Origin of the sequence: Leptospira jelokensis, assembly GCF_004769635.1 — a bacterium.
GTDB classification, from domain to species: domain Bacteria; phylum Spirochaetota; class Leptospiria; order Leptospirales; family Leptospiraceae; genus Leptospira_A; species Leptospira_A jelokensis.
Genome location: NZ_RQGH01000039.1, coordinates 143,859 through 155,846, shown reverse-complemented (window position 1 = coordinate 155,846; position 11,988 = coordinate 143,859). Strand labels below are relative to the sequence as shown.

Here is an 11,988-nt window from a genome sequence, read left to right as displayed (position 1 = left end):
ATTCAATCTAGCGGATGTTATACTCGTTTACTATTTTTTTGCTGTAAAATTCCATTCAAAAATACTATTTGGTTTTAGGGACTTTGAAATTTATGAAGATTGAATTAAAACCCATTGCTTTTGTAAAGAATTCTAGGACAGAACCAATTGATGACAATTGGTCTGATGTCATTAGCGAAATTGTATTGACGGAAGAAGTTCCTATTCACTCGTTACAAGGGATCGATTCCTTTTCTCATTTAGAAATTTTATATTATTTTGATAAGGTAAAACCCTCTGAAATTGTTTATGAAAATCATCCACGAGGAAACCCAAATTATCCAAAAGTAGGCATATTTGCTCAGAGAAAAAAGGATCGTCCCAATCAATTAGGAATTTGCACAGTAGAATTATTAAAAGTAGTCGGAAAACGATTGATTGTAAAATATTTGGACGCCATAGAAGGTACACCCGTTTTAGACATAAAACCAGTATTCCGAGACTTCGAACCTCAGTCTCCCATTCGGCAGCCTAGATGGGCAACAGACCTCATGAAACATTATTGGTAATTGGTATGACAGTTAAAAAACATTACGAATCACATTTAGGTAATTTTTATACTTGGATGTTAGGTGACTGGGAGAAAAAATCAGAAGAATTTAAGTCGTTTTTAATCAGGCAAAGTGTAACTCCAAAATTGAATCAAAAGGCTATTGATATGGGAGCGGGGAATGGAATCCAATCAATCCCTCTTGCAGAATTGGGTTATCATGTAACAGCTATTGATTTCAATCCTCAATTGCTGAATGAATTAAATCAAAATATAAAGAAAAGTGATTTGCCAATTCAAATCATTGATGGTGAGATCACAAATTTCGCATTATGGAAAGACATCAATCCGGAATTAATCCTTTGTTGTGGTGACACAATATCACATTTGGAATCGTTTGAAGAAATCAAAGAATGGATGAAACAATGTTATTCAAGTTTATTACCTGGAGGTAAAATTATTTTATCCTTTCGAGATTATTCTAAAACTCTCCAAGATAATGAACGATTTATCCCAGTAAAATCTGATGAAAATCGGATTCATACTTGTATACTTGATTTTTCAGACAAAAATATTTTGGTCACTGATTTATTGTATGAAAAAATAAAAGGGGAATGGCAAATGAGTGTTAGTTCTTATCGAAAAGTTCGAACTACTTTACCCATCATTCAGAATTATTTAAAAGAAATTGGATTTCTTATAATTGTATCAGAAGTTTTCCAGAGAATGAATTTTATTATCGCAACTAAGTAATTTAGCAGTCCCAAGTTAATATGGAACTGCCAAAATATTTCCTGATTCAAAATTCAATTCCTTCTTTTTTTTGCATCTCAACCAAAAACTCTTTTCCAAAACTTAGTTTTTTGGCAAGGGTTGAATTTGGTGAAATGGCTCGCCAAAAAGGTGTTAACTGAGAAGGTTTGGTTCCATTTTGAAATTTTTCATAAGCTGATTCGGCAACAATTCGAAGGAATAGGCCCGTTGTCACCGGGCAAGTTGCATCTGCCTTAAATTTCTTTGCCAGGTCTTTGCGAATTTGTTTCGTATCAATGAACTTACCTTTTGGAATTCGGTTCAGATATTCTTCAAAGATTTTAGGAGTTGCAACTAACATATCTGAGTCTGCCTCAATGTCCGAAAATTGTTTCTCAATATGTTTTACTTTCGGAACTGCTTTTTTCGTAAGTTTATCATTCCATGGTTGTTTTGACTTTTCTTTCATCCCAAGGTTCCTCCAAAGCATTACTAAGATCTTTTAAATACGTAAACATTAGTTTCTCCAAATCGAAAAATAGATACGATAAAATTCGATAAGGAAATGAATTGATTTCAATTGATTCTTCAAAGATTACGGTTGTTCCCCTGTCTTTTGGAATTAAGATTCCTTTCCAGGTTGCTTGGATGTAACTCGGTTCTTTCACTTGGATCACCCATTTGACTGGTTCAGAAATTTCAATCGTTTGGAAGACTGTTTCGTAACCATTGCTATTTGTTTCCTTCCAAATTTCAGGTTCTACGGAAAGTATTGCTATTTCTGTGATATCTGATCGCCATTTTTTTTGCCCAACAATATCACGAATTTGTTTCCAGACCATACTCGGTGCCTTCTCGAAATGGTATTCCTTTTTCAAGACTCTCTTTTTGGGGATTTGATTGAAACCCCACAGAATCGAAATTAAAACGAATACAATGAAAATCCAAAACATAGGTTTCATTTTTGCCTCCACAGTATTAGTTTACAGGAGAAAACAAAGAACCAATTGACGATTCTTGCTATTCTTCCAATCGGAAAAAAATATCAATTTCTGTGTTTTGGTGGAAAGGTGGAATTTTTTTGTACACTTCCCAACATGGATCATTTGCGATCGGGAATGGTGAATGAATGATGTATTGATAGGCTTTCATATACGTTGCCTCCAATTCTTTTGCAGTGCCACGATGATTGATTACAAGGTATCTTCCTTTTTTCCAAGTGACAACTTCCAAAGGGAAAGGAAGTTTGTTTCGTTTTTCTTTGGGAACTTTGACACCTAACTCCCATCGTTCCAATTTGGAATGTGGTAATTTTGGTGGGTCCAAACTTCGGCCATAAAAACAAATTTCATGGTTGTACACGCCTAGAGAAATTGTTTTATCTAATAGCCTATGAAGGGTTTTTGCAAATATTTTATCCTTTGCATCAGTCCGCATGATTGCGATCGGAAAAGAATCCATATTTTTGATCATTTGAAATGGATTTTGAAAGACTGCCTTTTCTCTTTGTAATTCCAATGGTTTTAGATTCTCAAAGTGATCGGTTGTATTTTTTCGATACATACCCGGTGTTGTTTTATATAATTTTTTAAAATTACGGATGTATGTTTCTGTATTTGGAAATCCAACTTCAAAACTAATTTCGGAAATTGATTTTTTGGAATATACCAAAAGTTGAAGGCTTTTTTCCAATCGAACTTGTATTAAATAGTCAATGCAAGTCATTTCAAAATATGACTTGAACATTCGATGGAAATGAAACAAGGATAAGTGGGCAGAATTGGATATTTCTTCTAATCCAATCGATTCAGAATAATGGTCTTCAATAAACCTTCTGGATTTTTTTAGTTTCTGAATCGTATCATTGTTTGAAGTTTTTGATTTCATTTTTTCAGGGTTACGACTCGTAATGATTAGTTTAAGAAATTTGGAGTTTGGTTCGTTCTGCTCTAAGAATCGAACCAAAGAAATATAAAGTTAAATCAGGCAAAACTAAATTTGACAAAATAACTTGTTATTAAAACAGAGTGATTCGATTCAAAATTCAATGGGTACTTGAATTGAAAAATCAATAAAACTAAATCTAAAACGATTGAATCCAGAGTAATATAAAGGAGAGGTCACTTGCAATTGGAATGTAAAGTATTCTCCAGGATATTCGTAAAATACTACCCAGGTAGCATTTGATCTCAAACGATTCGAATAGGCGCCATTATTTAGACTCAAAAGAGTTAAAATTTCTAATGGTGTAAAATTTCCCGTGTTGTTTAAATACTGAATTTGAGCTATTGTGACCACATTGAAATTTGGGGTGCCTATTTCTCCTTTTGCGGCCATGTACACACCTAGATGTTCTAAATTTTTACCTTCGTTTATATTCGCTAAAAAATATGTTCGCAATGGATCTAAACTCGGATCAGCGCCTAAAATCATTTGTGATAAAGCCACTCGATTGAGAAATGTACTTCGATCGAGCGACTGTGCCTGAAATATTACAGGATTGACTGAGTTATAAAAATTTGCAGTTCCTGATATAACTGCTTCGGAAGGTCCTACACCAAATCCAAGTTTTGCCCTGTCCTCCCCTTTGGCTCCAATGTAAATTGCCGGAAAAGCATGTTGGTATCGACCCCGAATTCTACTTCCTAAATCTTTCGTTGAAAAACTTGCGCTGTTCTTGGAGTTACTTCCACTTTCATTTGAATCACTCACAATACTTTGAGTTTCGACTATCTGGGCATTGTATTCAAATTCATATGACCTAGCATGAAAGATGAAACCCCAATGGGATCCCATATGGTAGGATTTGGATTTTATTTCGATACTTGGAATGACCGGGAGAGGATTTTTATGATCCATTGATGCAGATCCAATAGGAGACCTGATTTGTAAGCTTTGACTTTGAAATGTCAAAGAAGGATACAAAGCAAAAAAATTCGGTCCCCCTTTTCGCCTTGAGTATAAAAAACCATAACGTTGATGTGAATCTTCGTTTTGCTCTACATTTTTATTTTGTATTTCCTTAGGAATCGTTGTTTCCGATTCAAGTTTATTATCGTTTGTCTGACTTAATAATTGGATTTGAAAGACAAAGACAAGGATCAGTAGAACATTTCTCCAAGTAAAACGTATTGAACGATTCATATATAATAAATTCTTTTTAAGAATGAAGATACTTTTCATTGAAAGTGAATCAGATTGACGATATATTAGCTTATATCATATCTTTTGGGTTGACCCATTTGTCAAATTCTTCTGCTGTTAATAAACCAAGTTTGATCCCTGCTTCTTTTAATGTTAAGTTTTCAGCATAAGCCAGCTTTGCGATCTTTGCCGCCTTGTCATATCCAATGTGTGGGTTAAGGGCAGTCACAAGCATCAGTGAGTTTTCCAAATTGGTTTTGATTTTTTCCAAATTTGGTTCTATTCCTTCGACACAATGGATCGCAAAGGAACGACTTGCATCGGCTAATAGTCTTATCGAATTGAGAACATTGAAAATGATGAGTGGTTTGAATACATTCAATTCAAAATTTCCCGAAGCTCCACCAATCGTGACCGCTACATCATTGCCAATCACTTGTGCGCAGACCATGGTGAGTGCTTCCGACTGGGTCGGATTCACTTTTCCAGGCATGATGGATGACCCAGGTTCATTCTCTGGAATGCGAATCTCACCGATCCCTGACCTCGGACCAGAAGACAACCAACGGATATCATTTGCGATCTTCAAGAGAGAACTGGCGATGGTTTTTAGAGCGCCACTCACTTCCACTAACGAATCATTGGCGGCAAGAGCTTCAAATTTATTTGGAGCAGTGATAAAAGGAATTCCTGTTTCCTGTGCTATGGCATAGGCGACTTTGACAGGAAAATTTGAATGAGTGTTGAGTCCTGTTCCCACTGCAGTCCCACCTAATGCCAGTCTGTAAACGGATGGTAGGACTTGACTGATTCGATCAAGGCTATAGGACAACTGCTCGGCATACCCAGAAAATTCCTGGCCTAATGTCAAAGGAGTGGCATCTTGTAAATGAGTCCTTCCAATTTTGATAATGCCTTTGAATTGGTTTGCCTTATTCGTTAGGATTGAATGAAGGAGTTTGAGATTTGGGATGAGGTTTTTCTGAATCGATTCTGCAGTAGCGATGTGCATTGCGGTTGGGAATACATCATTGGAACTTTGTCCTTTGTTGACATCATCATTGGGATGTATAGGGAATTTGGATCCAAGTGCACTTCCAGCTAATTCGTTTGCTCGGTTGGCAATCACTTCATTGGCATTCATATTGGTTTGAGTACCCGATCCAGTTTGCCAAACTGATAACGGGAAATGGTCATCTAACAAGCCACCAATGACTTCATCTGCTGCCTTTAGGATTAGGTTTTTTTTGGATTCTTCAAGTAGGCCAAGCTCTGCATTGGTGATCGCAGACGATTTTTTGACGATGCCTAAAGCACGAATCATTTCTCTTGGAAATTGGTCTTTTCCGATTTGAAAGTAATGTAAGGAACGCTCGGTTTGTGCTCCCCAATAACGAGAAGATCCAACTTCGATTTCTCCCATGGAGTCGGTTTCCAAACGAGTTTTTTTGATTTCCATATTTTGTTTCCTATGGTTGGACTCTGATCAGGTAAAAATTGATGGTTTCAATGAAAGGAAAATTTGGATGCCGATGGACAACTTCCCAGTGGTTTCCCACTGAGAAGTTTTAAAAAAAATTAACTTGGTTGGTAAAACGCTAAGTAAGCTGCAAGTAGTCCCAAAAGAGGGAATACAAACCATAGGACTTTTGCTGCTTTCTGATTTTTATAAGCCAAAGTGAGAAGTCCACCAAACGCAAGCCAGATGAGAATCTTTGCGATGATCCAAACTGGGAGTGCAGAGTGAGAGATGTCGCGGAACTTCATGAGTCCAAAACCTGCAACAAATAACAAAACCAACCCAACACCATGAAAGATGGCAACAAAGGCTTTGAATTTGTTCTCTGACTTTTTTCCCCCATTGATTGAATAAAGGGTTACTCCACCCAATGAAAAAAATAAAAGATACATTCCGAATATATGGATTAATTTATACGCTTCGTATGACACAAATGACTCCTTTTAACTCTCACAATTCTTTCAAATCTTCGTTTTCCTTGCGAGAGTTTTCTCAGTTTTTTCCCAAGAAAAAAAACTGGGAATTCCCTGTGGGAAGAAAATTCTTTGGAAGTTATGGAGACAGATCAGATAGCCGCTTCGAATACTTTACCGAAACAAAAAACACTACTCCTTTTACGAGGGATTCCTGGCTCTGGTAAAACCACACTTGCCAAAGAAATTTCAAAATCCAATGGGGCCCCTATTTTATCTATCGATTCCTATTTTGAAAATGAAAAGGGAGAGTATCATTTTGATTACACGAAAAACCATTTGGCTTACAAAGAATGTGAATCCAAAACAAAAGATGCTTTAGAAAAAGGGATTCCCTTTGTCATCGTTGATAACACGTTTACAATAGAATGGGAAATGAAACCTTACGAAGATTTGGCGAAAACCTTTGGGTATCTATGTTTCGTTGTCACTGTGGAAAATAGGCATGGAGGAAAAAACGTTCATCAAATTCCAGAGGAACATATAGAGAAGATGAAGGCAAAGTTTAAAGTGGTTTTGTAATGAATTAGGCTAGGATGTTTATAAAGAGATGATGATTGTGGAACATTTGATTGGTTCAATCGGAATGATCACGATTCGATTGCCAAAAGTGATGATTTCGAGTTTCATACCTACTTTCACACCGATTTGGTTTAGAGAAGTTGAAGAGAGTTGAATCAAAAATCGAAATAAAAATTCTGGAAGGCAAAAAAAAACCGCCACCTAACATAAAGTCAAGCGACGGTCTTTCAACAAACTTGGATTATCTCCAGTTGTTTGTCTTAGGTTTTGCGATGTTTACTTTCATCTCACGGTTGAGTACGTTTTTTCCGTTAAGATCTTTGATCGCGTTATCAGCTTCTTTTCCATCTTTCATTTCGATGAATCCGAAACCTTTAGAACGACCAGAGTACTGGTCAGTGATGATTTTTGCAGAAGTCACTGCTCCGTGTGCTCCGAAAAGCTCACTGAGTTTACCTTCAGTCATATCGTAAGAGAGGTTGCCAACGTAAATGTTTACTGACATAGTTTTTGTCCTGTTTGTTAAAGTTGACTCGGGAATTCTAGATTTACAATCGTCGGGACCCTAAAAGGGATTTTGGGTAAGAACTCCAGAAAAATGCAGGGAAAAACTTGGGAAAGCTACCAGCGTGCAAGCTTGAAAGGACTACTTCGGCGGTGAAAATCAACAATACTCTGAATCTTCTGTCAGTGTAATTACCCTTTCTAAAAAAAGCAATCTGAAAGAAGACCCAGAGGGAAAATAACGAAGGATTTCGTTTTTAGTGGTGGTGGTGTCCACCAGGTCCATGTACGTGTCCGTGTTGTTTTTCTTCTTCTGTGGCTTCACGAATGGATTTGATGGTGACATCAAAATGAAGGGTTTCTCCAGCTAACGGGTGATTGCCGTTCAAAATGACATCCGCGTCACGAACTTCTTGGAGGTATAGAATCATTCTACCTTCTGGTGTGTCGGTTTGGAATTCCATTCCCACTTCGAGTTCTGCTTCGGCAGGGAGTTCTGTTTTGGGAACTTGGAAAATAAGAGCTTCGTTATATGTCCCATAACCTTCTTCAGGTGGTACAGTGACATTTTTGGAGTCCCCATTCACAAGACCTTCCAGTTCTTTTTCCAATCCAGGGATGATATTTTGCCAGCCGTGGAGGTATAATAGCGGTTCGTCTGATTGGTCCAGAGTCTCTCCCTGGGCGTTCTTTAGGTGATAGGAAAATCCTACAACCATTCCTTTGCTGATGGTTTTTGACATATTCATTACACTCTACATACGGAAAAAAATACTGCAACCGAATAAAAGGTTGGTACCAAATTGTAATCAAAGAAATTGAACCCTGGAAATATCAATATCTATGAATTGGCCGTTACTCATTCAAGTTTTAGGTGGGCTCGGGGTTTTCATCTATGGGATGAAATTACTCAGTGAGTCCTTACAACGTGTCGCAGGAGATAGGCTTCGTTCCTTTCTTTCGTCCATGACACGAAATCGTGTGTCTGCTGTGTTCAGCGGATTGTTCATTACTTCTACCATCCAATCCAGTTCGGCAACCACCGTCCTTGTTGTCGGGTTTGTCAATGCGGGACTTATCTCTCTTGCACAGGCCATCGGTGTGATCATGGGAGCCAACATTGGAACCACAATCACAGCATGGATTGTGTCCTTTTTAGGTTTCAAATTCAACATTGCTTCGTTTGCCTTACCTGCGATTGCTTGTGGGGTCATCCTTCATTTCTCAAGAAAAGAAAGTCGTTCTGGTTGGGGCAGTTTCCTCATCGGATTTGGATTTTTGTTTTTGGGTTTGGATTATCTTAAAACATCCGTACCTGATAGTGCGAAAGACCCAGAGAGTTTTCTCTTTTTACAACAATACACAAACATGGGTTTTAATTCGGTTTTGTTGTTTGTATTGATTGGAGCTTTACTCACCATCATCGTTCAATCATCGTCAGCATCGACGACGATTACCATCACACTCGCTTTTTCTGGTTACATCCCGATTGATGCGGCTTATGGTATGATCCTTGGTGAAAACATTGGAACGACAATCACAGCAAATTTAGCTGCGATCCCCGGGAATCGAAACGCCAAGAAAGCGGCACTTGCGCACACCTTGTTCAACGTGTTTGGTGTGATTTGGGCCCTTCTCTTTTTTAAAGTTTTTACTGGGATTGTAGATGATTTAATACCTGGTGATCCACTCACAGATAAAGAATCCACAAGGTTTCATATTTCATTGTTCCACACTATGTTCAATGTGGCAAACACACTCATCCTCATTTGGTTTGTGAATACAATCTCCAAAGTGGTGAGTACAATCGTAGACGGTCTTGCTTCCAAAACTGGAAAAGACAAAGATAGCATTCGTTTGTTGCAAGCAGGAACTGTGAAAACCACAGAACTTGCAATGGTAGAACTTGTTGAGTTTACCAAAAAAATCATTCGAGATACATATGATTTTTTAAGACTCACAGAACAAATTTTACTCCAACCTTATGATGCAGCAAGGATAGGCCAAGTCCTGAAAAAAGAAGAGGAACTTGACCAGGTTCGAACAGAAGTATTGACCTACCTCAACCAAGTCCAGGAATCAGGAATTACTGGTAACTACGCAAAAGATGTGTTAGGGATTATGGAAAGGGTGAAAGCTGTGGAAGAGATGGGTGACAATTTTGCATCCATTGCGAGAAAAATTCGTAAGTCTCACAGACAAAAAATTTCCTTTGATAAAAACTTTTCAAATTCTGTGAAAGACCAAATGGATTTACTCAAACACCACTACGATATCCTACTTGTGAACTTGGAACAAAGTGAAACCTTTGATATCCTCGGAAACCCACAAGTTCGTAACCAAAGTCGTGAGTATCGTTTCCAAATGATTCGTTCCATCAAAAAGAATGAATCAAAGGTGAAGAAGAAAAAGTACCAGAAAAAAGAGAATCTGTTGCCTGCTCTTTTATACCGTGATATTTCCAGAAACTTAGATAATATTTCTAGGTTACTCAATGCAGCCATTTATGCGGACGTATAGTCCGCATCTTTGGAGAATCATTTAGGTTATTTCAAATAGAATAAAAGTAATATCATCGTCTGCGGGACCTTCTTTGTTACGCAGGCGGATGTGTTCGTCGATCCCACCATACAAAGATTCAACGGATTCTCCTTTACGTTGGAGTAACCACGCGAGCAGTGCTTCTTCCCCTGAGTCCCCATTTTCCCAGAGGTCCCAAATCCCATCGGTAAATAATAATAATTTATCACCTTTCCGAATGGAATGAACCTCTTCCGAATACAATCCTTCTTTGGAATAACCAATCAATTTTCCCTTTGGTCGGATCACATCAATTGATTTTGACTCATCGTTGAATTTGTATAAGGCGGGGTGGCCTGCATTGGCCACTTTTAATACTTTTTGTTCTAAATCAATAAAGATAGCGCTGGCTGTTAAAAACTGATTTTTATAATTGCCTGCGAGAGCTTGGTTGATGCTTTCTAAAACTTTACCTGGTTTATTTGCAAAAGCCAAGGTTTGCATATAGGCAATTTTTAACATCGCTGCTTCGATTGCTGCGGGGACTCCATGCCCTGTAACATCAGCGATGAGGCCACAGATTTGTTGTTTTCCATAAACGGTTAAATCATAAAAATCACCTCCAACCAGAGAGGCCGGAAAATAACCAGTTTTGATCGATAGGCCAGGGAATTTGGGAAGGATTTGGGGTAAGGTTGATTCTTGGAGTTTTTGTGCGAGTTTAAGTTCTTTGCCATAGGCAATTAACTTTTGTTTGTTGATTTCGGCTTTGAGTTGGATCCTTTCTTTTTCTTTTTGGACAACAGAAATTCGGTCACCAAGTCCAAACGCCATCAGTAACACTTCCAATGCCATTGCAGCTTGGAAGGCATTTTCCGTAAAAACATTCACGGGGAAAAATCCCATGTACTTGAGTACGGTTGTGAGGCCACCGACGATGAGCATAAAATACCCAAAAAAATAAAACCTTGCCGGTGGGAATTTTTTGACAAAGGAAACATAATAGGAGACGAAAAGGGCATAAAATGCCAGAAAAGAAGAAAGTGAATCTCCGAATTGGTTTAACGGTCGGTAAGGTAGAAATGGCAATAGGGCCAAACAAACCATCGGAATGACGGAAAGGCCCATAAATCCTTTGTACAAAAAAGGAGCATTTTCCTTTAAATTCATAAAGGTGATGCTCATCGGAAAACAAGAAAGTAAAAATAAAAAGTACAGAAAATTATGGGCATTGTAAACTAACTCAGGTGAGTCGGGAAAAAATAAAACTGGTAAAAGGCCTTGGAGTGAAAGTTGGAATAGAATTGCAGCAAGAATGAGGTAATTTACATAATAGAGATACGCTTTGTCTTTTACCATAAAATAAACAAATAAATTGTATAAACTCATTACACAGACAATGCCAAAAAACATCCCTTGCATAAGAGTATCCAAAGATTCATAGGAATCAAAATGTTTTTCCTCCGCTACCATAAGTGGAACAGATACAGAACTATCCGTTTTGATTCCGACAAAATACGTTACTGTTTCACTTGGTAAAAGTTCTGTTGCAAAACTAAATCCTCGATAATCCTTGTCACGATTTTGAAACGGGAAACGTCTCCCTTGGATGTTTTGTTTGATTTCACCTGACTCGCGTAATGCGTAAAATTGCACCTCATCTAAAAGAGGGTATTTGATAAAGCTGATTGTCCGTTTGTTGTGATTTACATCATTATGCAGGACAAAACAAAACCAAAACTGTTTTGCCGTATTTCCAAAATTTGGGATCACACCGTTTGCTAAAGCAACTTGGTTGGTTTTGAATTGGTTGAGAATTTCTGGAAATGTGTTTATCGGTTCGTCAACGGAAAGGAAAGCAAGCCTAGGAGATACGTCAAAGGGTTTTCCTTGGTTGGTTGAAATCGGAAATGTATCGACTTTGGGGCAGAGTTTCTCTTCCGCTCCTAACATGGTATGAAAGAGACATAACAGAATGATTGTAAGGGTCTGTTTCATACAGGAAGGCCACTAGTATAAGACGT

Annotated in this window: 14 protein-coding genes; 4 read left to right on the top strand and 10 right to left on the bottom strand. The window is 37.9% G+C overall.

The genetic code is table 11. The features are described from left to right. The first annotated feature begins 92 nt into the window (after window positions 1-92). Both tsaA and EHQ62_RS17940 read left to right on the top strand, forming a co-directional pair. Window positions 93-548, top strand: coding sequence for a tRNA (N6-threonylcarbamoyladenosine(37)-N6)-methyltransferase TrmO (gene tsaA / locus EHQ62_RS17945; protein ID WP_135645383.1), 456 nt, complete (start codon window positions 93-95; stop codon window positions 546-548). Window positions 549-553: 5 nt separating this feature from the next. Next, complete coding sequence (locus EHQ62_RS17940) at window positions 554-1,282, top strand: class I SAM-dependent methyltransferase (RefSeq protein ID WP_135645381.1); 729 nt, start codon at window positions 554-556, stop codon at window positions 1,280-1,282. Between the two features lie 46 nt (window positions 1,283-1,328). Here EHQ62_RS17940 and EHQ62_RS17935 read toward each other — a convergent pair whose 3' ends face one another. From EHQ62_RS17935 to EHQ62_RS17910, 6 genes are all read right to left on the bottom strand, one after another. Then, a complete protein-coding gene (locus tag EHQ62_RS17935; RefSeq protein WP_135645379.1) occupies window positions 1,329-1,751 on the bottom strand; it encodes a hypothetical protein in 423 nt (140 codons plus the stop codon). After that, the gene (locus EHQ62_RS17930; RefSeq protein WP_135645377.1) at window positions 1,720-2,124 is read right to left on the bottom strand and encodes a hypothetical protein; all 405 of its coding nucleotides are present in this window, start codon (window positions 2,122-2,124) and stop codon (window positions 1,720-1,722) included. Before EHQ62_RS17930 ends, EHQ62_RS17935 begins: the two co-directional genes overlap by 32 nt. Before the next feature lie 178 nt (window positions 2,125-2,302). Next, window positions 2,303-3,169, bottom strand: a complete 867-nt coding sequence (locus EHQ62_RS17925; RefSeq protein WP_135645375.1) for an AraC family transcriptional regulator — start codon at window positions 3,167-3,169, stop codon at window positions 2,303-2,305. Window positions 3,170-3,319: 150 nt separating this feature from the next. Beyond that, window positions 3,320-4,141 carry a hypothetical protein gene (locus tag EHQ62_RS17920; protein ID WP_135645373.1) on the bottom strand — a complete coding sequence of 274 codons (822 nt, stop codon included), beginning with the start codon at window positions 4,139-4,141 and terminating at the stop codon, window positions 3,320-3,322. A gap of 355 nt (window positions 4,142-4,496) precedes the next feature. Further along, a complete protein-coding gene (gene fumC / locus EHQ62_RS17915) occupies window positions 4,497-5,885 on the bottom strand; it encodes a class II fumarate hydratase (protein WP_135645371.1) in 1,389 nt (462 codons plus the stop codon). Window positions 5,886-6,004: 119 nt separating this feature from the next. After that, window positions 6,005-6,337 (bottom strand): DUF2878 family protein, encoded by a 333-nt coding sequence (locus tag EHQ62_RS17910; RefSeq protein ID WP_208720725.1) that lies wholly within the window; start codon window positions 6,335-6,337, stop codon window positions 6,005-6,007. Window positions 6,338-6,499: 162 nt separating this feature from the next. Between EHQ62_RS17910 and EHQ62_RS17905 the strand changes: the two genes are divergently transcribed. Next, complete coding sequence (locus EHQ62_RS17905; RefSeq protein ID WP_135645367.1) at window positions 6,500-6,940, top strand: ATP-binding protein; 441 nt, start codon at window positions 6,500-6,502, stop codon at window positions 6,938-6,940. A gap of 18 nt (window positions 6,941-6,958) precedes the next feature. Here the strand turns inward: EHQ62_RS17905 and EHQ62_RS18625 are convergent, their stop codons facing one another. The 3 genes from EHQ62_RS18625 to EHQ62_RS17895 form a co-directional block, all read right to left on the bottom strand. Continuing rightward, the gene (locus tag EHQ62_RS18625) at window positions 6,959-7,099 is read right to left on the bottom strand and encodes a hypothetical protein (RefSeq protein ID WP_167482903.1); all 141 of its coding nucleotides are present in this window, start codon (window positions 7,097-7,099) and stop codon (window positions 6,959-6,961) included. Between the two features lie 82 nt (window positions 7,100-7,181). Then, entirely contained in the window at window positions 7,182-7,445 is a 264-nt protein-coding gene (locus EHQ62_RS17900) for an RNA recognition motif domain-containing protein (RefSeq protein WP_039928132.1), read from the bottom strand. A 256-nt stretch (window positions 7,446-7,701) separates the two neighbouring features. Next, the gene (locus EHQ62_RS17895) at window positions 7,702-8,193 is read right to left on the bottom strand and encodes an FKBP-type peptidyl-prolyl cis-trans isomerase (protein ID WP_135645365.1); all 492 of its coding nucleotides are present in this window, start codon (window positions 8,191-8,193) and stop codon (window positions 7,702-7,704) included. A 94-nt stretch (window positions 8,194-8,287) separates the two neighbouring features. Between EHQ62_RS17895 and EHQ62_RS17890 the strand changes: the two genes are divergently transcribed. Further along, the gene (locus EHQ62_RS17890) at window positions 8,288-9,964 is read left to right on the top strand and encodes a Na/Pi cotransporter family protein (RefSeq protein WP_135645363.1); all 1,677 of its coding nucleotides are present in this window, start codon (window positions 8,288-8,290) and stop codon (window positions 9,962-9,964) included. A gap of 21 nt (window positions 9,965-9,985) precedes the next feature. On the opposite strand, the gene EHQ62_RS17885 is transcribed toward EHQ62_RS17890, so the two are convergent. Then, window positions 9,986-11,962, bottom strand: a complete 1,977-nt coding sequence (locus EHQ62_RS17885) for a 7TM diverse intracellular signaling domain-containing protein (protein WP_135645361.1) — start codon at window positions 11,960-11,962, stop codon at window positions 9,986-9,988. Window positions 11,963-11,988: the final 26 nt, after the last annotated feature.

Bases quoted from the DNA above. Each gene is read 5' to 3' on its own strand.
- EHQ62_RS17935 (WP_135645379.1), bottom strand. From the start codon at position 1,751: ATGAAAGAAAAGTCAAAACAACCATGGAATGATAAACTTACGAAAAAA.
- EHQ62_RS17900 (WP_039928132.1), bottom strand. From the start codon at position 7,445: ATGTCAGTAAACATTTACGTTGGCAACCTCTCTTACGATATGACTGAA.
- EHQ62_RS17930 (WP_135645377.1), bottom strand. From the start codon at position 2,124: ATGGTCTGGAAACAAATTCGTGATATTGTTGGGCAAAAAAAATGGCGA.
- EHQ62_RS17905 (WP_135645367.1), top strand. From the start codon at position 6,500: ATGGAGACAGATCAGATAGCCGCTTCGAATACTTTACCGAAACAAAAA.
- EHQ62_RS17910 (WP_208720725.1), bottom strand. From the start codon at position 6,337: ATGTATCTTTTATTTTTTTCATTGGGTGGAGTAACCCTTTATTCAATC.
- EHQ62_RS17925 (WP_135645375.1), bottom strand. From the start codon at position 3,169: ATGAAATCAAAAACTTCAAACAATGATACGATTCAGAAACTAAAAAAA.
- tsaA (WP_135645383.1), top strand. From the start codon at position 93: ATGAAGATTGAATTAAAACCCATTGCTTTTGTAAAGAATTCTAGGACA.
- EHQ62_RS17920 (WP_135645373.1), bottom strand. From the start codon at position 4,141: ATGGATCATAAAAATCCTCTCCCGGTCATTCCAAGTATCGAAATAAAA.
- fumC (WP_135645371.1), bottom strand. From the start codon at position 5,885: ATGGAAATCAAAAAAACTCGTTTGGAAACCGACTCCATGGGAGAAATC.
- EHQ62_RS17890 (WP_135645363.1), top strand. From the start codon at position 8,288: ATGAATTGGCCGTTACTCATTCAAGTTTTAGGTGGGCTCGGGGTTTTC.
- EHQ62_RS17895 (WP_135645365.1), bottom strand. From the start codon at position 8,193: ATGAATATGTCAAAAACCATCAGCAAAGGAATGGTTGTAGGATTTTCC.
- EHQ62_RS17940 (WP_135645381.1), top strand. From the start codon at position 554: ATGACAGTTAAAAAACATTACGAATCACATTTAGGTAATTTTTATACT.
- EHQ62_RS17885 (WP_135645361.1), bottom strand. From the start codon at position 11,962: ATGAAACAGACCCTTACAATCATTCTGTTATGTCTCTTTCATACCATG.